This window comes from Pseudomonas tolaasii NCPPB 2192 (assembly GCF_002813445.1).
GTDB lineage: Bacteria > Pseudomonadota > Gammaproteobacteria > Pseudomonadales > Pseudomonadaceae > Aquipseudomonas > Aquipseudomonas tolaasii.
Window position 1 is genome coordinate 5,390,943 of record NZ_PHHD01000001.1, and the last position, 21,723, is coordinate 5,412,665.

21 protein-coding genes are annotated in these 21,723 nt (G+C 60.3%); 13 read left to right on the plus strand and 8 right to left on the minus strand.

All coding sequences use genetic code 11. The features are described from left to right. The first annotated feature begins 3 nt into the window (after nt 1-3). Nucleotides 4-465, plus strand: a complete 462-nt coding sequence (locus ATI14_RS24610; protein WP_016970835.1) for an LEA/WHy family protein — start codon at nt 4-6, stop codon at nt 463-465. 5 nt (nt 466-470) lie between these two features. Then, a complete protein-coding gene (locus ATI14_RS24615; RefSeq protein WP_016970834.1) occupies nt 471-1,022 on the plus strand; it encodes a GNAT family N-acetyltransferase in 552 nt (183 codons plus the stop codon). A 109-nt stretch (nt 1,023-1,131) separates the two neighbouring features. Here the strand turns inward: ATI14_RS24615 and ATI14_RS24620 are convergent, their stop codons facing one another. Together ATI14_RS24620 and ATI14_RS24625 are read right to left on the minus strand one after the other, a co-directional pair. Next, complete coding sequence (locus ATI14_RS24620; RefSeq protein ID WP_016970833.1) at nt 1,132-2,058, minus strand: carbon-nitrogen hydrolase family protein; 927 nt, start codon at nt 2,056-2,058, stop codon at nt 1,132-1,134. Nucleotides 2,059-2,211: 153 nt separating this feature from the next. Further along, the gene (locus tag ATI14_RS24625; RefSeq protein WP_016970832.1) at nt 2,212-2,466 is read right to left on the minus strand and encodes a hypothetical protein; all 255 of its coding nucleotides are present in this window, start codon (nt 2,464-2,466) and stop codon (nt 2,212-2,214) included. Between the two features lie 163 nt (nt 2,467-2,629). Between ATI14_RS24625 and ATI14_RS24630 the strand changes: the two genes are divergently transcribed. Continuing rightward, nucleotides 2,630-2,950 carry an ElaB/YgaM/YqjD family protein gene (locus ATI14_RS24630; protein WP_003217958.1) on the plus strand — a complete coding sequence of 107 codons (321 nt, stop codon included), beginning with the start codon at nt 2,630-2,632 and terminating at the stop codon, nt 2,948-2,950. Between the two features lie 50 nt (nt 2,951-3,000). Here ATI14_RS24630 and ATI14_RS24635 read toward each other — a convergent pair whose 3' ends face one another. Continuing rightward, complete coding sequence (locus ATI14_RS24635; RefSeq protein WP_016970831.1) at nt 3,001-4,038, minus strand: Ldh family oxidoreductase; 1,038 nt, start codon at nt 4,036-4,038, stop codon at nt 3,001-3,003. A 175-nt stretch (nt 4,039-4,213) separates the two neighbouring features. Here ATI14_RS24635 and ATI14_RS24640 point away from each other — a divergent pair, with 175 nt between their 5' ends. Further along, entirely contained in the window at nt 4,214-9,376 is a 5,163-nt protein-coding gene (locus tag ATI14_RS24640) for a M35 family metalloendopeptidase (protein WP_080520019.1), read from the plus strand. Nucleotides 9,377-9,397: 21 nt separating this feature from the next. On the opposite strand, the gene ATI14_RS24645 is transcribed toward ATI14_RS24640, so the two are convergent. Next, entirely contained in the window at nt 9,398-9,667 is a 270-nt protein-coding gene (locus tag ATI14_RS24645) for a PepSY domain-containing protein (RefSeq protein WP_016970829.1), read from the minus strand. 153 nt (nt 9,668-9,820) lie between these two features. Between ATI14_RS24645 and ATI14_RS24650 the strand changes: the two genes are divergently transcribed. The 7 genes from ATI14_RS24650 to ATI14_RS24680 all read left to right on the plus strand — a co-directional run bounded on the left by ATI14_RS24650 (nt 9,821) and on the right by ATI14_RS24680 (nt 15,815). Then, on the plus strand, nt 9,821-10,816 hold the full coding sequence (locus tag ATI14_RS24650) for a FecR family protein (protein ID WP_016970828.1): 996 nt from the start codon (nt 9,821-9,823) through the stop codon (nt 10,814-10,816). 328 nt (nt 10,817-11,144) lie between these two features. Beyond that, entirely contained in the window at nt 11,145-11,609 is a 465-nt protein-coding gene (locus ATI14_RS24655; protein ID WP_016970826.1) for a hypothetical protein, read from the plus strand. Continuing rightward, nucleotides 11,606-12,169 (plus strand): hypothetical protein, encoded by a 564-nt coding sequence (locus tag ATI14_RS24660; RefSeq protein ID WP_016970825.1) that lies wholly within the window; start codon nt 11,606-11,608, stop codon nt 12,167-12,169. Before ATI14_RS24655 ends, ATI14_RS24660 begins: the two co-directional genes overlap by 4 nt. 66 nt (nt 12,170-12,235) lie before the next feature. After that, nucleotides 12,236-12,928 carry a hypothetical protein gene (locus ATI14_RS24665; RefSeq protein WP_016970824.1) on the plus strand — a complete coding sequence of 231 codons (693 nt, stop codon included), beginning with the start codon at nt 12,236-12,238 and terminating at the stop codon, nt 12,926-12,928. 62 nt (nt 12,929-12,990) lie between these two features. After that, a complete protein-coding gene (locus ATI14_RS24670) occupies nt 12,991-13,668 on the plus strand; it encodes a C39 family peptidase (protein WP_016970823.1) in 678 nt (225 codons plus the stop codon). 37 nt (nt 13,669-13,705) lie between these two features. Continuing rightward, nucleotides 13,706-14,455, plus strand: a complete 750-nt coding sequence (locus tag ATI14_RS24675; protein WP_016970822.1) for a hypothetical protein — start codon at nt 13,706-13,708, stop codon at nt 14,453-14,455. A gap of 49 nt (nt 14,456-14,504) precedes the next feature. Beyond that, on the plus strand, nt 14,505-15,815 hold the full coding sequence (locus ATI14_RS24680) for a transporter (RefSeq protein ID WP_016970821.1): 1,311 nt from the start codon (nt 14,505-14,507) through the stop codon (nt 15,813-15,815). A gap of 104 nt (nt 15,816-15,919) precedes the next feature. On the opposite strand, the gene ATI14_RS24685 is transcribed toward ATI14_RS24680, so the two are convergent. Continuing rightward, the gene (locus ATI14_RS24685) at nt 15,920-17,245 is read right to left on the minus strand and encodes a sigma-54 dependent transcriptional regulator (protein ID WP_016970820.1); all 1,326 of its coding nucleotides are present in this window, start codon (nt 17,243-17,245) and stop codon (nt 15,920-15,922) included. Nucleotides 17,246-17,588: 343 nt separating this feature from the next. On the opposite strand from ATI14_RS24685, the gene ATI14_RS24690 reads away from it, so the two are divergent. After that, complete coding sequence (locus ATI14_RS24690; RefSeq protein ID WP_016970819.1) at nt 17,589-17,849, plus strand: hypothetical protein; 261 nt, start codon at nt 17,589-17,591, stop codon at nt 17,847-17,849. A gap of 70 nt (nt 17,850-17,919) precedes the next feature. On the opposite strand, the gene ATI14_RS24695 is transcribed toward ATI14_RS24690, so the two are convergent. From ATI14_RS24695 to gnd, 3 genes are read right to left on the minus strand one after another with little or no spacing between them, the layout of a single operon-like run. Further along, nucleotides 17,920-18,744, minus strand: coding sequence for a Cof-type HAD-IIB family hydrolase (locus ATI14_RS24695; RefSeq protein WP_016970818.1), 825 nt, complete (start codon nt 18,742-18,744; stop codon nt 17,920-17,922). After that, the gene (zwf, locus tag ATI14_RS24700) at nt 18,741-20,264 is read right to left on the minus strand and encodes a glucose-6-phosphate dehydrogenase (RefSeq protein WP_016970849.1); all 1,524 of its coding nucleotides are present in this window, start codon (nt 20,262-20,264) and stop codon (nt 18,741-18,743) included. The genes ATI14_RS24695 and zwf overlap by 4 nt, the downstream gene beginning before the upstream one ends. After that, the gene (gene gnd / locus ATI14_RS24705) at nt 20,261-21,244 is read right to left on the minus strand and encodes a phosphogluconate dehydrogenase (NAD(+)-dependent, decarboxylating) (protein WP_080520020.1); all 984 of its coding nucleotides are present in this window, start codon (nt 21,242-21,244) and stop codon (nt 20,261-20,263) included. Before gnd ends, zwf begins: the two co-directional genes overlap by 4 nt. 268 nt (nt 21,245-21,512) lie before the next feature. Between gnd and ATI14_RS31255 the strand changes: the two genes are divergently transcribed. Then, nucleotides 21,513-21,689 carry a DUF6026 family protein gene (locus tag ATI14_RS31255; protein WP_155773650.1) on the plus strand — a complete coding sequence of 59 codons (177 nt, stop codon included), beginning with the start codon at nt 21,513-21,515 and terminating at the stop codon, nt 21,687-21,689. Nucleotides 21,690-21,723: the final 34 nt, after the last annotated feature.

Consider the following 21,723-nt stretch of genomic DNA (forward strand, 5'->3'; position numbering starts at 1 on the left):
TCAATGCGCAAGCTCATGGTTCTATCGTTACTGCTGCTGACCTTGAGCGCCTGCGCGCTGTTCCCCAACCGTGACCCGGTGAATATCAACGTAGTGGGCATCGAGCCCCTGCAGAGCCAGGACCTGGAAGTGCGCTTCGCCGTGAAGCTGCGGGTGCAGAACCCCAATGAAACGGCGATCGACTACAGCGGCGTGGCCCTGGACCTGGAAGTCAACGGCCGACCGCTGGCGTCCGGGGTGAGTGATCAGGCAGGCTCCATCCCACGTTTTTCCGAGACTGTTCTTACAGTGCCGGTCAGCGTTTCGGCATTTTCCGTGCTGCGCCAAACCCTCGGCCTGAGCCAGACCCAAAGCCTGAACAACCTGCCCTACACCCTGCGCGGCAAGCTGGCGGGCGGGCTGTTCGGCACCATGCGCTTTGTGGACCGTGGCACGCTGGATTTGCCGAATACGGCGAGCTGGTGAAGACCATGCAGCCGACCTTGTTCACTGAACGATTGATTCTGCGCCCGCTGACCCTGGACGACGCCGAGGCTACCCAACAGCAATTTGCGCATTGGGAAGTGGTGCGTTACCTCAACAACGAGGTGCCCTGGCCCTACCCGGCCGACGGCGCCCGCACTTATCTGGAACAGGTCGCCTTGCCGGCCATGGCGCGAGGTGAGCATTGGCACTGGTCGATCCGCCTCAAAAGTGCGCCGCAACAGTTGATTGGCTGTATCTGCCTGACGGACGAACAGGATGACCATCGCGGCTTCTGGCTGGGCCCGCAATGGCAAGGCCAGGGTTTGGCGGGCGAAGCCAGCGCGGCGGTGACCGATTACTGGTTTGAGGTGCTCAAGCGCCCTGTGCTGCGCGCGCCCAAGGCGGCACCCAACCTGGGCTCGCGACGGATTTCCGAGCGCACGGGCATGCGCTTGATCAGGACAGAAGAAGGCCACTTTGTGGGAGGTGACTTCCCGCGGGATATCTGGGAAATAACCCGGGAAGAGTGGTTGGCATCAAAATCTCCCAAACAATGAGATCAACTGTGGGAGCAGCTTGCCTGCGATAGCGGTGTATCAGTCAAGGATGGCCAAGCTGACACACCGCTATCGCAGGCAAGCCAGCTCCCACATTTTTGATTGTGTTTCAGTCAGTGATATAGCGCACGCCCGGTTTGGCGCGTTCGTCCACGGTCAGCTCAAACACATCCGGCCGCGCGTAATGGCCGACCACGTCATAGTCATACCGCGCGCGCACCAATTCGTCGGTATCGATCTGCGCCGTCAACAACCCGGCTTCACCCAGCAGCGGCCCGGCGAGGATGTCACCCATAGGGCCGATGATCACGCTGCCGCCGGCAATCAAGGGCCGCTCGGCCGGCCAGTTCGCCACGTCCAGGCCCAGCGCCCGGGGTGACGCCTGCACCTGGCACGCGCTGACCACAAAACAGCGGCCTTCGTGGGCCACATGGCGCATGCTCACCTGCCACATCTCACGCTCGTCCACCGTGGGTGCGCACCACACTTCCACGCCCTTGGCGTACATCGCCGTACGCAGCAGCGGCATCATGTTTTCCCAGCACACCGCCCCCCCGATACGCCCCACGGCGGTGTCGACGACGGGCAAGGTCGAGCCATCACCCTTGCCCCAGATCAGCCGTTCAGTACCAGTGGGCATGAGTTTGCGGTGCTTGGCCACCAGCCCGCCCGCCGGTTCGAAATACAGCACGGTGCAATACAAGGTGCTGCCACTGCGTTCGATCACGCCCACCACCAGGCTGGCGCCGGTGCGCGAGGACAACCCGGCCAGTGCATCCGTCTCGGCGCCAAGCACGTCGATGGCATTGGCAAAATAGCGTGCGAAGGCTTCACGGCCCTCCGGCAGGCGATAGCCCAGCTGCGTACCGAATGCCTCGCCCTTGGGATAGCCGCCCAACAATGCCTCGGGCATCACCACCAATTGCGCACCGCTGCGCAGAATTTCGTCTTCATAGGCCAGAATCTGCGCCAGGGTGTCAGCCTTGCCACCCGGCAAAGAGCCAATCTGCAACGCCGCTACCGTCGAAACTGCCATCACGCTTACTCCTGAAAATGAGGTTGCTCATTCTCCGGCCGGCCTCAAGCGTGAATAAAGATCGATTCAGTTCTAAATGATATAAGCCAAATAAATATCACACAGGTTGGCCTGAACCCGCTGAAACGCTGCGCAAGGCGACTGTGGCAGTTTTTACTTCGCTGCCGCCATGAGCTTGTTGACCTCGCTGCGCACCATGTTGGAGAACTCCGGCGGCGTCATGCCATCAAGCTCGGCGCGGACCCACTCGGCCCACTTGCCCTTGCGCTTGGCGCGTTCGCCGAACAACCGCGCCGCTTCCCCCTTGGCCTTGCCCAGGTTGGTTTGCCACAGGTCGTAGAGGCGGGACTTTTCATCTTCCAGCTCGGCGCGTTCGGCGAGGGTTTTGTTGGCGAGATTGAAGCTCATGTGGAATTTCCTGCTGCACAAATAGGTGACATCTTACACTGTAGGTCACCGTTTCCTGATCCGGATTTCGTGCAGGTTTTACCTGCGGCAAAAAAACTGCAACTTTTGGCGACGCCCGACACTCCATTGTTCACTGTCACATTCACCTGCAAGGAGTCACACAATGGCCCGCAAATCTGCCGCCCAAGCCGTCGAAGATCAAATCAAGGATCAAGCCTTCAGTGAACTGACGGCGCTGATCGAAGAATCAGACAAACTGCTCAAAAGCAGCGCTTCGCTGGTAGGCGAAGAAGGCGAAACCCTGCGCGAGCAGGTTGCCATCAAACTCAAGCAAGCCCTGGATTCGGTGTCCAATGTGCGCGAGCGCAGCAAGCCGGTGGTGGACGCCACTGAAACCTATATCGGTGGCCACCCGTGGCAGACCGTAGCGATTTCCGCAGGCTTCGGCCTGGTCGTTGGCCTGTTGCTGGGCCGTCGCAACTGATCGATGGCGGCTGCGCCAGCCCTGGCGCAGCCGCTTTTATTGAAAGCGTTTTACTGCCCCGCCAAGTCCCGCAGCCGCGCCAGTTCCTCAGCATCTACCTCGATACCCTGCTCATCCGACTTCGCCCGCGTGCGATGCCGACGATCCCCCGGCAAACGCCGCAACCCCGCCGCATGCATCTGCCGCACCAATTCCTGGCTGCGCTCGGCAAAGCTTTGCCCGGCGGTTTTGCTCGGGTCGATCACAATCACCAACTGACCGGTCCAGGGCGTACGCGCCCCCGGGTGATCGGCCCAGTTGAATTCGAAAGAGAAATGGCCGCCCGTCAAGGCGGCGGCCAGCAGCTCGACCATCATCGACAGCGCCGAGCCCTTGTGCCCGCCGAACGGCAGCAGCGCGCCGCCTTCGAGCACGGCCTTGGGGTCCTGGGTCGGTTGGCCAAGGCTATCGACGCCCATGCCCGGCGGCAGGCGCTCGCCCTTGCGTGCGGCAATTTGCACGTCACCGTGGGCGATGGCACTGGTCGCCAGGTCAAACACGATGGGCAGGCCATCGGCGCGTGGCGCGGCAAATGCGATGGGGTTGGTACCGAACAGCGGCCGGTCGGCGCCGTGGGGCACCACGCAGGTCATGCTGTTGACCACGCTCAGCGCCACCAGGCCTTCTTCGGCGAAGGGCTCGACATCCGGCCACAGCGCGGCGAAGTGGTGGGAATTGTGAATCGCCAGCAGGGCGATGCCTGCATTGCGGGCCTTTTCCACCAGCAACGGACGTGCGGCCTCCAGCGCCGGTTGAGCAAACCCGTTGCAGGCGTCCACTCGCACAAAGCCCGATGCAACATCGGTGATCACCGGCGTGGCTTTGCCATTCACCCAGCCACTGGCAAGGGTGCTCAGGTAACCGGGAATACGAAACACGCCATGGCTATGGGCGCCGTCGCGTTCGGCGCTGGCGCAATTGTGCGCGAGGACCGCGGCCACTTCGGGCGAAGTGCCGTGGCTGACAAAGATTGCCTGGAGCAACGCCACCAGTTCGGCAAAACCGATGAGGGCGGTCGAACTGTCAACTACCTGGGACTGGGCAGACATCTGAAGCTCCGATTTTATGATTGGAAGGGGCTACGGCTGTGAAATCCAGACCTGTGATTAAACAACGCGGCCCGCGCCTGCTGTCAATGGCGGTTACGGCAAATATCTACCGCTTGCCTGCCCCTTCACCGCCCTAGCCTGCCCGTAAGTTCCTTTGATAACGGAGTACAAGGCCATGGCACGGGTAACGCCGCCGTATTTTTTCGACGAGTTTTTACGTCCGCTCAAAAGGGATGAGCCTACCCCGCGCGAGCGTGAACTGGGCCTGACGGTCAAAGACCTGGATTGGCTGCACACGCTCTACTACGCCACCGACGCCGCCCGGCAAGACAAGGTGCTGCGCACCGCGCCCATGGTGGTTGAAAAATTCGTCGTCACCCCGACAGACGCCGCACCGGTGGCACTGGTGGGCGTGTTCATGATGGCTCCCGGCCCGGATGCCGGCAAAGCCTTGCTCTACACGCCCTATGACGGCCTGGAAGTGTTCGAGAGCCGTGACGCGCTGATGGACGAACTTATAAAAAGGATTAATAAAGAATCCCAAGCCAATGTTTTATTTGATTTTTTATCTATAAGTGAATGTAAAACATTAAGTACCGATAAAGCGCTGACACTCACCGCGTCGATCATCGAAGGCGCGGTGCAGGAGGATCAGGAACATGCCATTGAGGCAGCCCAGCAGCGTAACCGGCGCGACCTGCTCGATGAGTTGTGCAAGCTCCCGCCATTGCAGTGGATGCTCGATACGTTGCTCGGGATCATGGCGCGCACCCGCTTCCCTGCACTCGACCAGCGCGACACACAGGTCAACACCTTCGTGACGGCACAGGGCGAAAACCGGCGGCGCTGGGTCGGCTCAATCCCGCTGAGTGAAGCGTTGCTGCAGTTTTACGTGAACCACGCCTGGCCCGCCGGGCAAACCCGCACCTATGTGAACCCGCGTCATCTCACCACCGGCTTCACGGAAGACCAGGCCCGGCAAGACCTGGAAAACTGGGACAGGCTCATCGAGCAAACCAGCGGCTTGCTGACCCGCTTGCTCGGCAGCCTGCTGCACACCTACTGGCATGCCGACCGTGCCAACGGTGAATCCAGGCTGACGTTTTTTGCCAACGTGATGAACGCCAACTGCCGCGCCGACCTGCTGCTCAAGCGCCAGGCCGGCATCATCTCTTCGACCGAATACCATCAATTGCAGGCTTTACTGCTGCCCGACCAGACGGCGCGCAGTGCCCACGCGAAAAACCTGAACATTGAAAAAATACGTGTCGACGCGCCGTACCAACATTACGTCGAATTGGCCGGCACGCTGATGGCCAGCGATACCCATGCCTACCTGTACACCCAGCACCGGGGCCTGCAGGTCTTGAAAGACCTGGATGACCTGCAGGCCACCCTGTTGAGCATGCTCAAGGCGGCCGGCCATGAGGATGAGCTGCTCAATTTCCTGTCCCTTGAGGAGCGCAGCGTATTCCTGGGGCTGGATCAGGTGCGGGTCAACGGGAGCGCGGTCACGGGCCATGTATTCACCGAACTGGCCGAAGGGATTGCCGCCAAGCAAATCAGCAATATGGAGCATGCGCTGGCGCTGTACCGCCAGAGCGGCGGCCAGGTCGACTTGAGCGCCCTGCTCGATTGCGCGCTGGATGTGCGCAGCATGTTCGATCCTCGCTTGCTGGAGTTGGACGCTGGCGGACGCTGGAGCCTGCATCCGGTGTCCGGCCCGAGCGGCCGACCGTCCACCGTCAAGGCCGAGCGGGCCAAGCAGGTGCTGGCGATTCTGCAAGCCGGCGAGGCGGCGCTGGCTGCCGCGCGCAACAACCACCCGACGGTCCGCAGCCTGGCAACCCACGCGCTGAATGACGAACTGCAAAAGCAGGCGCTGGACCTCAAGGCGCAAGACGTTTATCTCAACGCCTACTCAACGACCGCACAGGAGCGCGAGGAGCGTCCGCCCGAACGCTCCATCAGCATGGTGGAGCACTTCATCGAACGCCTCGCGGGTGAAACCGGCACGGTGCCCGATACCGCTCGCACCGGGTTCTACGGCCCTCGCCAGGACGGAGCGGCCTACAAAATCGGCAGCCTGACCCACTCGGCATTCAACACGATCATCCAGCAGGTGCTGCTGCCGTTCAGCCGCCACGACATTCGGGACCTGCCTCGACTGTTTCTCGACAATCACCGCCAACTTGTCAGCGAGGCCATGGGACAAGGTCTGCGCAGTGAAGCAGACCTCAGACGCCTGAGTCATAGCCTGCCCGAGCGCGCAGCCGAAGTCCTCGCCACCGTGCTTGAAGGCGACAGCCCCACGCGCCAGACACGCCATGGCCTGAACGGCTTTTTGCCGGATGCCTTTGCCTTGACCGTGAACTCAACCGCCAGCGCCGCCTGGCAGGCCCTGGCCAACTGTTTCGTACTGAGCGAACGCGGCGGCACTGACCCGCAGCGTTCCGGCCAGATGCTGTTGTGGACGCCCGGTCGCGGCTGTGAAGCCTTCGCCTCGTTGAGCCACCTGCGTGATGTGCTGGACCGTCGCTTGAAACACCCCGAACACCGCCTGCACCTGCTGGAAAACCTGCCTGTCAGCCAGCGCACGCCTCACCAGGTTTTCCAACTGGGCCCGCTGCAGCGCATTGACGACCACCTGCTGGACAACCGGCAACTCAGCCACCGCGACCATGTGCTGGACGGAATCGACCATCAGTTGTCCATGGGGCTCGGCGCCCGGTCCTTGCAAAACAGCCTGGATGCGCTGATGCAACGTGCCTCCCCCACCAACCTTGAACGTGCGACGCGGATAGCGAAGGCCATGCTGTATCAGCAGGCGCTGCCCGCCTGGCTCGGCATGGCGCCACCCCGAGAACAACACGTGCAGGCCGAGCTGCTGGAGCAACAACGCCTCAGCGCGCCCGATGAGCGTGACTATCTGCACGGCATTCCCTCTTTGCGCGAACAGGCCGCTCAAGCCCTGAGGGCACTGCTCAAGGCACGCTTTCCTGATCAGGCGATAGACCCGGAGGATGTGCTGATTCCCACACGGGTTGAACTGGACGGGCGAATTCAGACGTTGGCGGACTTTGCCATTCGCCACCTGCCCGACCTGTCAGCGGACGACATCCGCCCCCGTTCGCGTTCGACACAGCCGCTGCCGAGAACCCTGGACGGTCACGCCGTGGTGCAGTTGGTGCAGCAACTGAACCTCAGGCAAATCTACCAGGACCTGTTCGGCAAGTACTTGGGTTGTGACACCGAGGACACCCGACAGCGACGACATACGTTTTGTCGCCAATTGCCCTGGCAATTGCTGCGCCATGCCCATGAGGAATGGCTGGAAGAACGGCTGTCGAATACCGCCTGGAGCCTTGTCCGCCAGGTGTTTGATATGCCGGACGCGGTCGCGCGGGCCGCCATGCAGGGCGCCACGGCGAACATCCGCCCGTTGGAGTTGCTCGCAACCGCCGGCGCCACCGCCGCAAGGGCAGTCGGTTTGTACCTGATTGGGACGGCTGACGACCCGCAAGCCCCGCTGGTGTTGTATTCGCCCTACCGCGCCGGGCGCGTGTTGCAAGAGTTCTCATGCGAAGATGAGTTGCTTCAGGCACTCAATCGTCCCGGTGACTTGCAAGCCTGGGTGGCCCAACACCTGGAGGCGATGCACCAGGCCACTTACCGCAACCTGTGGCGGCAAACCGCACGGGACGACGCTTCGGATATTCGTCTCGCGACGAACCCCATAGAGGGCAACGCGCTTCTACGGCTGTTCAACGACAACCTTAAACAAATAAACACGATGCTGACCTGCCAATTCGACCCCTTGGGCAAACCGCAGTGGGAGGCGGTGTCGAGCCTGCTGCGCAAAGGCATTCCCATGGCGCTGGATTTCCTGGCCGGCAAACTCAACGTCCCCAAGGTGATATGGCGCAGCTATTCACTGCTCAAGTCGTCGGCTGAGCATTTGCAGCAACATCGCTGGAGTGAAGGATTGCGCACGTTTATCCAGGGGGTGGCGCAGCTGGCATCATTGCGCAAGGAGTTCGATACATTGCTCGGCACTGAAGACCCGGCCGCGCCGCAGCCATCCGTCCATCAATGGCTGAATGCCCCCGCGCCGGCTGCCACCCGCTTTGCCACGCTGGACATTACCGAGCCACAGCGCACGCGCATGCAGGTGTTCGAGGATCACGATACGGCCCTCAACGAACTGAAATTCAGCCCGTTGAGCCATGTGTATACCGACACCACCGCAACGCGTTCCTATGTGCCGGTCGCCGGCAAGGTGTACCCGGTAAAACGCGCCGGCCAGCGCTGGTGCATTTTCCATAAAGGCCTCACAGGCCCTTGCGTGCAACGCAATGCCAAAGGCGAATGGGTACTGGACCTGGACCGCCACCACCCGCGTTACGGCAAAACCCTGTCGCGCCTGGCCGGCAAGATCAATACGCAGATTGCACAACGCCAGGTCATCAATATCGAGGCCGTCGGCATGCAAGCCATCCGTGCCCTTTCCAGCTGGAAAGCGCAGTGCATCGATGAGGCGCTGAATGTGGCCACTTATTACTCGGTGAACTGCAAGCGCAACATCAGGTTCTTCGCTGCAGAGCGCGATCCGGTGACCCGCCTGGGGCGGTTTTTCGGCGAGCTGTTTGGCATTCATCGGGTGACGCCTGAGCAGCTGGGCCGCATCGAAAAAAAGGTTGATGACGTGTTGAACGCGCTCGTTGCCCCTTCATTGACCAGACCCGATTCCGCTCGATTTGTATGCGGCACCAGCCGCTGGACGCCTGACAGTACCTACGCGTTTACGCTGCCGGATGATGACCAGAAAAAAATCTACCTGTTGAATCGCTTTTTCGACCCCATGATGGACGTGTATCAAAACCGCCTGACGTCCCCCTTCGATATTTCAGCCCATGCTCGCGCATCAACCCTGATCCATGAACTGACACACTTGGAATCCGAGTCCGAAGACATCGCTTACCTGGACAGCATGCGCCCGTTTCATGACCTCATCGACACTAACATTCCGGGCGCGCCCGAGCTTAAATCGGACCTTGCGGACGTGCGTCGCTGTGCACTCTCAACCCTTACCCCGGAGCTGATGCTGTTCAAGGCATGGGATGCGTATTCGGATGCCTGGGATGACCTGGGGTACGATTCCACGACACGCCCTGTCAAAAACAGAGTACTGCAGATAACCGGAGCCAAAACGCTGGACGATGCCCGGCGCGTGTTTATGAGCGACGAAAACAAGCGCATGGACATCATTCTGGCCAACGCCGATTCGGTGGCCTACATGATTACGCAATTGGGGCGGGAGCTGGATGCAGGGGCCTGAACGGCCCCTGGCGGGTAGGCGTCAGTCTTTCTGGTCGCGCAGGATGTTGCCCGAAGCGCCGTCAATGCGGGCTTCATACACGATGCCATCGGACTTGCGGCCCTTCACTTCCCAATAACCGTCGTTATCCGCTTCGGCGGCATAGACCTCGACATAACCGGCCTTGGTCTTGGCGGTTTCAATCGCCTTCTCGATCGGAATCCAGCCGGCGCCGGGTTTGTCGGCCAGGGCGGCGCCAGCGCTGAGCAAGGCGGTGGTTGCACACAAGGCGGCCAGGGTTTTCTTCAACATAATCGTTCTCCATCAAGTGAATACCGGACTCATGTCCCGAACAGGTTAGGGTTTTTCAAACGAGAATAAGTTCCAATTGATGTGCAATCGCCATGACGGCTGTTCTCGCGGTCCACCTTGGGAGGTTAGAATGTGCGAAATCAGGATGTGTAAATGACCGAAAAGTCCCTTTCAGAAGCCGAATATGACGCCATCACCGACGCCGCCGCGCATTGGTGCATGCGACTGCATGCGAGTGATTGCACGCCCGGCGAGCGGGAAGCTTTTGAACAATGGCACGATGCACATCCGCTGCACGCGTTTGAATACGCCGCCATGCTCGAAATCTGGGACGTGGCCGACCATTTGCCACGCCACGAACCCGCCTCGACGGTTGTCCCCTTCAAACCCCGCAGCCGTCTGCGCAGCTACGCCGTAGCCGCTGCGATTTGCCTGGTGGCGCTGCCACTGGCGGCGTTTACCGGCTGGGAAGCGGGCTGGTTGCCCAATGCTTATGAGCGTGTCGAAGCCACCACGGGCCTGCGCCAGGTCACGTTGAGTGACGGCAGCCAGGTGGAGCTCAACCTTGGCACTGAACTGGTCTACGCCAACTACAAGGACCAACGTCGGGTCACGCTGAAAAAAGGCGAGGCGTTTTTCAAGGTCAGCCATGACCGTGAACACCCCTTTATCGTGTATGCCGGCGACGGCAACGTGCGCGTGACCGGCACCCAGTTCAACGTGTGGAAGTACGAAGATCAGGTGCGAGTGATGTTGCTCGAAGGTTCCGTGCAGGTCGCCAGCGACAAGCAGCACCCCAGTGTGCCGCTGAGCCCCGGCATGCAGGCCAGCTACCACTTGGGCGAGGTCACGCCTGACGTCCAGGCATTCAACCCCGACGACACGGCCCTGGCCTGGCGAACCGGCAAGCTGGTGCTCGACAACCTGGCGCTCGCCGATGCGTTGCCGCTGATCAACCGCTACCTGAGCAAGCCGGTGATGCTGGCGGATGCCAGTACCGGGGCCATTCGTATCGGCGGCATCTACAACATCAACGAGGTGAGCAAGCTCGTCCCTTCCCTGCCCAAGGTGCTGCCGGTCTACCTGACCCAGAACCAGGACGGCAACCCCGTACTCAACGCCATCCCGCGCAAAGCCCCTAAAGGCTGAACCCGCTTGCGGCAGGTTCGGCCCTTGCCTGCCTGCGGTGTCCATTTTTGAAACACTGCTCTGTGCTGAATCGCCCGCGTGACGCGGGTTCATCGTTTTGTCACAGCCTCTGTTACATCGCTGAAACACACTGAAGGAAGCAACGTGGCGTTGCCGGGCATGCCCACGGCGGCCTGTGCTGTCTCAGCCGTGATACAGCGTAGCTATCACTTTGCCTCGGTTTATGGGCAACACGTTGAAAAACAACACAAAATAAAAAGCGGCACGCGTCCTGCTCTCTTCCTCACAGCGCTGTTTAGGGTCAGCGCGAAGAATAAGGAACATCACCGTGGACACACACAATCCAGGCTCACTGAGCCTCCTGCTGATCAGCTGCGCATTGACCGCCAGCGCGAGCATTCCGGTGTTTGCCGCAGGTGATGGTGTGATTGTTCTCGAGCGCCAGGTGCATCCTTACGTTATCGGCCGCTCACGCGGCATGGACCCCAACCCCACCACCGTCAATGCCAATCCGTCGACACAGATCAACCGTGCCGTCAGCAATGAACTCAACGATAACGACATCGCGGGCATTGCCACTGGTGCAAGCATCAATCGCACCCTCATGCCCAACGGCACCCTCAACGGCCTGAACACCCTCGGCAGCGCAAATGGCCTGGGTGCAGGGGGGGCGACCAGCCTGGGTGGCGGTGGCACTGGCGGCGGTATCTCGGGCACGGTCAACGGTGCGGTATCGCGCGGCCTCGCCCCGCTGAACAACCTCGGCGGCATGATCGGGGGGGCGATGAAATGAACCGTTCCCTGATCCTTCTGGCCGCACTCGGTTGCTCAGCCGCGATGGCTGACAGCAACAACAACTCGTCCATTGATAATTCCGGCAAGCAGTACAACGGCGTCGTCCTGATCAACCAGGGCGCCGGGGACCAGCAACAACTGAGCAATAACGTCGCCATTTCAGTGGGCCGCAACGCCCAGTCAACCATCGGCGTCACGCAAAAAATCAGCGGCGCACCTGCCGACCGCTCCCTGAACGCCAACGCCGCGATCCAGGGCAACTCTTTCAGCAATGGCAGCGGCGCACTGAGTGTCAACCAGTCCGCCGGGGCCCAGAACCAGATGATCAATGCTGTGCGCATCAGCGTGAATGCTGGCCCGCAAAGCATCGACGACAGCGTCATGTCGCAACAGAACGTTGCGCTTGCAACAGACTCGGGATTGACCCCTGCCACTGGCAGCCGCCAGGTCACCACCAGTGACCAGGCCTTCACCGGCAGCCGTGGAGTGGTACAGGTCAACCAGAGCGCCGGGGTGGGGAACCGAGTGGCTAACACCCTGAATCTACGACTCAACTGATGGAGCTGAGTCGACTGCTGGAAAGTACCAACACTTAACCAACTAATAGAAGCAAGGAGATACACCATGAAAACTTCAATGGCTCTTAAACCACTGGCTTTCGCTCTCGCTGCGCTCATGGCTGTTGCTGCTCAAGCGGGTGGTTACCACGCGCCTACCTCCGCGACTGCCAGCACTGCTGATGGTCAAAGCAACCATGGCAACGTGGTGCTCAATGACAAAACCAAAAACAACGCGTCGGCCAACGATTCCTACAACAACATCAGCGGCGTGGCCAACGGCAACGTGCTGAGCGGCGACAACAACCAAGGCAAAAACGACGTGGCCGTGCAATCTGCCGATGCCGATTTCGTATTCGCCTCCGTGAACTCCGCCCAATCGAACACCGGCAACCTGGTGCTCAACAGCGGCACCAAAAACAACGCCTCGCTCAACGACAGCGGCAACCACGCGTCAGGCATCATTCAGTTGAACGCTGCGTCGGGCACCTCTAACCAGGGCAGTAACAGCACCGTTGTTCAATCCAACAAAGATGGCAGCGGCGGCGCCGCAACCGTTGCGGGTGTGCAGGACGTTTCGGCCAACCTCACCGCGAACCTGAGCAGCGGCCACGGCTGGAGCACCAAACCTGTCGTCAACAACGCCAGCGTGAACAGCTCGATGAACTACAGCTCGGGCATCTCGAACTCCAACGTTCTGTCGGGCAGCGGCAACCAGGGTCAGAACAACGTAGTCGTGCAATCCACCACTCGTTTCTGATCCGGATCGGGCCTTGGAGACAAGGCCCTTTTTATTTCCAGTGTCCGACAGGTCATACGATCATGCGCCTCGTTGCCCTTTTCCTTCTGCTTGCACTCACCGGCCAGGCCATGGCGGGGCAAGTGGCAATCGTCATGCCCGGCGGCGGGTTGATGTACAAAAAGGTCGAGAGTATCCGCGAGCGCAAATTCGCCAACCTGGTGGAACAGAAAACCGATTTCAGCTGCGGCGCCGCCGCACTGGCGACCATCCTGCGCCAGGCCTACTGGATGGACGTGGATGAAGAGCACGTCATCAAGGGCATGCTGGTCAACGCCAACCAGGACCTGGTGCGCACCCAGGGCTTCTCCATGCTCGACATGAAGCGCTACCTGGAAAGCATCAACATGCGCGCCAAAGGCTACCGCATCACGCCGGACGTGCTGGTCACGGTGAAAGTCCCTGTGGTCGTACTGCTGGACATCCGCGGCTACAAGCATTTCGTCGTCTTGCAGCGCACCGACAAAGACTGGGCCTATATCGGCGACCCGGTGCTGGGCAACAAACGTTATGCCAGGGACGATTTCGTCAAAGGCTGGAACGGCATCGTGTTCGCGGTGATCGGCGAGGGCTACGACAAGACCAACGCCCTGCTCACCCCGCGTGCGCCGCTGACGGCAAAAAACCAGCTGAACGAATTCAGCCCGGTACGCGACAGCGAATTGATGGACTTCGGTTTTATCCAGAGCGACTTCTTCTAGAAGCGCAATAAGGGGCAGGACGCCCCAGGAGCCAACAATGAACACTCGAAGCTGGCTGACGGCCCTGTGCCTGGCAGCCTCTGTACCGGCTTATGCGTCATCGCCATTCAAGCCGATCGAACTCAAGGACTCGGAAATGGCCGACCTGCGCGGGCGCTATGTAATGCCCGGGCGCATTGTCAGTTTTGGCCTGGTGATGAGCACCACCTGGACCAATGCCGCCGGTGCAACTGTCACGGGCACGGCCAATATGCAGGTCAGTTCGTCGACCATCACGCCGCAGTTTTATGTGCAGATCACCGGCCACGATGGCAACGGCATGATCAAGCAACCTGACGGTTCCGGCACCGTGGTGGGCGGCTCGGGCCTCGGCGCAGGCCAGGGCGTGGTGCAAAGCGTGCGCGCCGCCGGGGATGGCAACACCGCCACCAATGGCGTCGACATCAATGTGAGCAAAAACGGCCTGGCGCCTGCCAACTATGTGCAATCCGGGCAGGCATTGATGGCGGGCCAACCGATTACCGGCGGCACGGCGGCGGGCCAGGTGACGGTTTCGGCGCAAAATGGCGGGCTGCAAATGGCGCTGCTGGCCAACAATAACCAGGGCAGTGTCTTGCAGCAGATCGGCGGCGGCGCCGTGAGCCAGGGCACCATTATCAAAGGCGATTTCAACGCGATTGCCAACATGACCCAGCTCAATGTGGTGCTGGGCAATAACGGGCTGAACACCATCACCCAGAGCGTGAACCTGGAACAACTCAAAGGCCTACGCACCTCCGGTTATTGAACTACGCTGAGCCACGACACTTACGCATTAGAAAGGGACGGCTTATTTCATGCATCGATCGTTATCGCTACGTGCCGTGGTTTGTTTGAGTACGCTTCTTCCTGCGTCCATGCTGTATGCCGCGCCAGATGCCGACATCGAAACGCTGAAGCAGGAGCTGCTGGAACTCAAGCAACGTTATGAAGTGCAGCAAAAAGCACTGGCCGTACTGGAGCAACGTGTACGACAAGTAGAAGATCAACCGGCAACACCCGCCCCCAAACGCCTGGCCAAATCCCCCGCCGACTTCCAGAAAGGCGGCACCAGCGTGGCCTCTCACACCACGGGTGTGGGGACGGCAGCGGCTTCCGGTGGCGCAGCGGGGGGCAGTTCCTACGGGCAAAGCCTGAAAGACGACTCGGCACCCGCGCAAAGCGTGAGCAACCTCTATAACGAGGCCAGTGGCTTTTTTGGCAATGGCAAATTCAGCTTTGAAACCGGCATCACTTACGCGCGTTACGACGCGCGGCAATTGTCCCTCAACGGGTTTCTGGCGCTGGACTCGATCTTCCTGGGCAACCTCAACCTGGACCGGATCAAATCCGACAGCTGGACCCTGGACCTGACCGGCCGTTACAACCTCGACAACCGCTGGCAGTTCGACTTGAACGTGCCGGTGGTGTATCGCGAGTCGACCTACCAGTCCGGCGGCGCCGGCGGCGACTCCAAAGCCACGTCGGAAGGCTCGGTCACGCGAGACCCCACCATCGGCGACGTCAACTTCGGCATCGCCTACAAATTCCTCGATGAAAGCGCCAGCCTGCCGGATGCGGTGGTGTCTGTCCGGGTCAAGGCCCCGACCGGCCAGGAACCGTACGGCATCAAGCTGATCGAGCAGGCCAATAACAATAACCTCGCCGTGCCGGAAAGCCTGCCGACGGGCAACGGCGTGTGGTCGATAACGCCGGGTATTTCCCTGGTCAAGACCTTCGACCCGGCCGTGTTGTTCGGCTCACTGTCGTACACCCACAACTTCGAGGAGTCGTTTGGCGATATCAGCCCCAATGTCGGCCAGAAAATACCCGGCAAGATCAGCCTGGGCGACAGCTTTCAGCTCGGCGTGGGGGTAGCGTTCGCGCTCAACGAGAAAATGAGTATGTCGTTTTCCGTCTCCGACCTTGTGCAACGCAAGAGCAAGATCAAGCAGAGCGGCCAGGACTGGCAGTCGGTGGTGTCCAGCGATGCCAATGCCGGCTACTTCAACGTGGGCATGACCATTGCGGCGTCGGATAACCTGACGATCGTGCCGAACCTGTCGATTGGCATGACGGATGACGCGCCGGACTTTACGTTCAGCCTGAAATTTCCGTATTACTTTTGATTGAAGGGGCTGCTTCGCAGCCCAACGCGGGACAAGCCCGCTCGCCACAAAGGAAAAGTCCCGCAACGATAAGGGTCGTTGCGGGGCTTTTCGGTTTACCCGCCCTAGCGGATCTGGTGTTTGTGCAGCAACCGGTAGAACGTCGGCCGGGAAACCCCCAGCACTCGGGCCGCGACACTCAGGTTGTCGCTGTGCCGGTTGAGCACATCGCACAGCGCCTGGCGTTCGGCGCGGTGCTTGTAGTCTTCCAGTGTAGCCATCGGTGGCGCAATTGCCTGTTCGCCCTGCAATCCCAGATCAACGGCTTCGATCTGGCGCCCTTCTGCCAGCACCAACCCACGGCGTACGCGGTTGGCCAACTCGCGCACATTGCCGGGCCACGGGTGTTGGCCCATGGCAACCAGCGCGTCTTCGCTGAAACTGCGCGCCCGGCGGCCGGTTTCCTGACTGTAAAAGCGTGAAAAGTGGTTGGCCAGCATGGCCACGTCGCCATGGCGCTCGCGCAAAGGCGCGGTCACCACTTGCAACACGTTAAGGCGGTAATACAAGTCTTCCCGAAAGGTGCCCTTCTCGACCGCTGCTTCCAGATCGACGTGGGTCGCGGCCAATACGCGCACGTCCACCGGTATGGGCTGGCTGCCGCCGACACGTTCGATCTGTTTTTCCTGCAAAAAGCGCAACAGGTTGGCTTGCAGCTCCATCGGCAAATCACCGATTTCATCCAGAAACAACGTGCCGCCGTGAGCCGCCTCGATGCGCCCGACCTTGCGCTGATGGGCGCCGGTAAACGCGCCTTTTTCATGGCCGAACAGCTCGGACTGAATCAGATGCTCCGGAATGGCGCCGCAGTTGATCGCCACAAAGGGCTTGGCATGGCGCTGGGATTGGCGGTGCAGGGTCTTGGCGACCAGCTCTTTACCGGTGCCGCTGTCGCCACGGATCAATACCGGAGACTCTGTGGGCGCCAGCTTGGCGAGCAATTTGCGCAATTCGCGAATGGGCCGGCTGTCGCCGAGCAGTTCATGGGCGGGTTCGTCGACCAGCATCTGGCCTTTGCCACGCAGGCGCGCCATGCCGAACGCGCGCCCGAGGGTCACCTGTACGCGGGAAACATCAAACGGCAAGGTGTGGAAATCGAAGAACCATTCGCAGACGAAATCACCGACATTCTGCAGGCGCAGCACATCCTGGCTGAGGACGGCGATCCACTCGGTACCGCTGCGGCTGATTAACTCCTTGACCGCTTCCGGGCGTTCCAGGTGATAGGGCTGCACGCGCAAAAGCCCCACATCACAGGAGCGGTCACCCACCGCATTGAGGGCGCAGCTGTCCACTTCCCACCCGGCCGCACGCAAACCGGGCAATAGCCCGTGGCAATCGTCACAAGGATCGACCACAAGCAAACGACGCTGGACAGGTGTAACAACCATGACTATTCCTTGGCGCCAAATTTATTAAAGTTATTTAGAAACAATAGTTTGTGAGGCCTGGCGCTAACACTAGCAAGGAATTGACGCTTTCTTTGTACCGTTTCGCTATAAGTGTTGGCACAAAGCCATTAATCCCGTGTTCGATCAAAAAGGCATGCACCACTGAAACTTTCATTGCGCTTTCAAAACAGGCGCTTACATGACCTCAATCACGGAAAGTTGAAATTTCTTGTCCTAATATGTGACCTGTACCCAGCCATCGTGCATCAGTACAAGTAACCCGCCGCACGGTCAGCCCAACCGCCGGCACTACACTTGAATGGGCATTGAGAGAGAAGACCCCATGAACGCCCCGCTCCGCATCAACGAAGCTCTTTTGATCGCAGACCGTGCTTTCCAGCCCTTTCAGTGTGTGGCCTGGCACGATGGCCATGGCGCCCTGAGCCTGAGCGTCATCGACCGCACCAATACCCGTATCGGCAGCAAACAACTGTCGTCGAGCACTTACACCGACCCGGCACAATTGGAAGACTTGTTGTTGCAAGCTCGCGCAGAGCTCGACAAAGATGGCTATCAGTTGCAGTCATGGGCAATGCCCAAGTAGTAACCGCCGCAACTTCCGATCATTGCCTGCACGCTGAAACAATGATCGGAAGTTGGCCGGATAACGCAGCTTACTGCACCGCTAGAATAAAACGCTCAATCGCTTCGGCGGCACCGTCTTCGACATTGCTGCCGGTAACGACAGTTGCTTGACGCTTGACGGTCTCTTCTGCCTGGCCCATGGCAATCGACAAGCCGGCCACTGCAAACATCGCCGGGTCATTGCCACCGTCACCCATCGCGACCGTTTGCTCAAGCGGTACGCCGAGGTGCTCGGCAAGGGTTTTCAAGGCATCGCCCTTGTTGGCCAACATGGCGGTCACGTCCAGGTAAATCGGTTGTGACCGCGACACGTGGGCCAACCCCTCCACCTTGGGCTGCAATTGCGCCTCCAACTCGACCAACAGCGGCGCATTGTGGCTGGCGGCAACGATCTTGTTGACCCGGTCCAGGTAGGGCTCAAAACTCTCCACAACCCGCGGCCCGTAGCCCAGGCCCGCCGCCTCGACGGCGACCATCGGCCCCGGCGGATCGCGGCGCAGCCATTCGCCGTCGGCGAATACCCACACCTCAACGTCCGGCTCTACCGAAAACAGCGCCAGCGCCACCAGCGCGGCCTCTGCCGGCAGATGATGCGCCAGCAATACGCTGCCGTCGGGGTTGACCAGCGTCCCGCCATTAAACCCGGCGATGGGCACGTCAACGCCGAACGCTTCGGCCATCTGCATCATGGCCCGCGGCGGTCTGCCGCTGGCCAGGCTGAAGAACACCCCGGCGTCGCGCAAGGCACGCACCGCGTCGATCGTGCGTTGGCTGGGCGTGTGGTCGGGGCGCAGCAGCGTCCCGTCCATGTCACTCAATACAAAACGGATGGGATGAATCGCCGCGTCACTCATCCGAGGCTATGCCAGGTGCGGCCATCACGGGCCAGCAAGGCGTCGGACGCCGCCGGGCCGTCTTCACCGGCCTTGTAGGCCTGGATCCCGTCATCTTCCTTCCACGCATCCAGAAACGGCTGCACGGCGCGCCAGCCGTTTTCGATATTGTCGGCGCGCTGGAACAAGGTCTGATCGCCGGTCATGCAGTCGTAGATCAGGGTTTCGTAACCCGTCGACGGCTGCATCTCGAAGAAGTCCTTGTAGTCGAAACCCAGCTCGATATTGGCCATTTCCAGGGTCGGCCCGGGCTTTTTGGCCAGCAGGTCGAACCACATGCCTTCGTTCGGCTGGATCTGGATTTTCAGGTACGTGGGCTTGAGCTCGTCCACGTCGGTATCACGGAATTGCGCATAGGGCGCGTGCTTGAAGCAGATCACGATCTCGGTGTCGCGAATGCTCATGCGTTTGCCGGTGCGCAGGTAGAACGGCACGCCGACCCAACGCCAGTTGTCGATCATCACCTTGAGGGCGACAAACGTCTCGGTGCTGCTGTCGGGGGCGACGTTGGCTTCCTCGCGGTAGCCGGGAAGCGACTTGCCACCGATTTCACCGGCCGTGTACTGGCCGCGTACCGAATTGGCCCGCGCGTCTTCCAGGGACCACGGCCGGATGGCGCCGACCACCTTGGCCTTTTCGCCACGCACTGCGTCGGCGCCAAACGCCGCCGGCGGCTCCATCGCCACCATCGCGAGCAACTGGAACAGGTGGTTGGGCACCATGTCGCGCAGGGTGCCGGTTTTCTCGAAGAAATTACCCCGCGTTTCCACGCCGACGGTTTCCGCCGCCGTGATCTGCACGTGGTCGATGTAATGGTTGTTCCAGAACGCTTCGAACAACACGTTGGAGAAACGGCTGATCAGAATGTTCTGCACCGTTTCCTTGCCCAGGTAATGGTCGATGCGATAGATCTGCTTTTCGCTCATCACCTTGAGCAGGCACGCGTTCAGCGCTTCGGCGGTGGCCAGGTCGGAGCCGAACGGCTTCTCGATGACCACGCGGCGGAACCCCTCAGCGGTTTCGTTAAGCAAGCCGGCACTGCCCAGGCGCTGCACCACGTCACTGAAGAAACGCGGCGCGGTGGCCAGGTAGAACACCGCGTTGCCGGTGCCGCTGTCGGCGATCTTCTTGCCGATGTCGGCATAGGTGCTGTCGTCGAGGAAATCGCCCTCGACGTAGCTGATATTGTTGGCCAGCTTGGCCCACAACTCCGGGTCCAGGGCATTGTCGCCCTTGCCCCGAACCTTGCTCGCGGCTTCGGTGCGGATGAAGTCTTCGAGTTTCTTGGCGAAGTCGGCGTCACTGATGGCGTTGTGATCAACGCCGACAATGCGCAGGCCGTCGCCCAGCAGCCCGTCGCGGCTCAGGTTATACAGCGCCGGCATCAGCAGGCGCTTGACCAGGTCGCCATGGGCACCAAACAGAAACAGCGTGGTGGGCGGTGCAGGTTCGGCCTGGGGTTTCTTGCCGTTGGCGGTCATTTTTTGGAAGTCTCCACGTGGCCGCCAAAGCCGAAGCGCATGGCAGAGAGCATTTTGTCACCGTAGGTGCTTTGCTGGCGCGAACGGAAGCGCGCGAACAGCGACGTGGACAGCACCGGCACCGGCACTGCTTGTTCCATGGCGGCTTCGATGGTCCAGCGGCCTTCACCACTGTCGGCCACAGAGCCGGAGTAGCCATCGAGTTTAGGGTCGGTGGCCAGTGCATCGGCGGTCAGGTCCAGCAACCAGGACGACACCACACTGCCACGGCGCCAGACTTCGGCGATGTCAGCCACATTCAGGTCGAAACGTTCGTGTTCCGGCAGGTTTTCCGAGTTTTTGGTCTTGAGAATGTCAAACCCTTCGGCGAAGGCCTGCATCATCCCGTACTCGATGCCGTTGTGGATCATCTTCACAAAGTGCCCGGAACCGGCCGGGCCTGCGTGAATGTAGCCTTGCTCGGCGCGAGGGTCGGCCGACGCGGAACGGTCCTTGGTGCGCGGGATGCTGCCCAGGCCAGGGGCCAGGCTCTTGAAGATCGGATCGAGGCGCTCCACGGCTTCGACGTCACCGCCGATCATCATGCAGTAGCCACGCTCCAGGCCCCAGACACCGCCGGAAGTGCCGACGTCTACATAGTGCAGGCCTTTTTCCGACAGGGCCTTGGCACGACGGATGTCATCCTTGTACATGGAGTTGCCGCCGTCGATGATCACGTCATCGGCTTCCAGCAGCTCGCTCAGGGTGTTGATGGTGTCTTCGGTCGGTGCGCCTGCCGGCAGCATGACCCAGACCGCGCGAGGCTTTTGCAGCCCGGCGACCAGGGCCTTCAGATCGGCAACGCCGGTGGAGCCCTCTTCGCTCAAGCCTTTTACGAAGGCTTCGTTACGGTCGTATACAACGGTGGTATGCCCATTGAGCATCAGGCGCCGCGCAATGTTACCGCCCATGCGGCCTAGTCCGATAATCCCCAGTTGCATGTGCTGATGCTCCTAACTGCTAAAAAATGTGTGACATAGTTTATAGCGCAATGAGGCTAATGAGGGTTAGTCCAGAGCGGATCCGTGGAGTTTCATGACAAAAAGTGGCCATCCTTTCACCATCACCCTCCAAAAAGTCACAGCGACCACCAAAAATAAAAAAGTTCCATTGCCGGAAAAAAGAATTCAGAATTGTCTCGACTGTTGCCGCGAACCGTCATTCTCCCGTTCCGGCACCGCGATCTACCGGCTATTTGCGAGGTAAGCAATGAGCACAGCACAGATGACCCGCCCGCCACAGACCCTCTACGTCACCGTCCGTCGCGATGAGTTGCGCCAGTTGAAAGACGAACGCGACCAGCTGCAGCAGGAAGTCCAGCGCCTGCGCTCACACTTGCAAGCACAAATCAATCAGGCGGCCGACACCCAGCCCGCCCTTTGCTGAACCTGAGCTGAACGAACCGTTCAGAAATAACTCA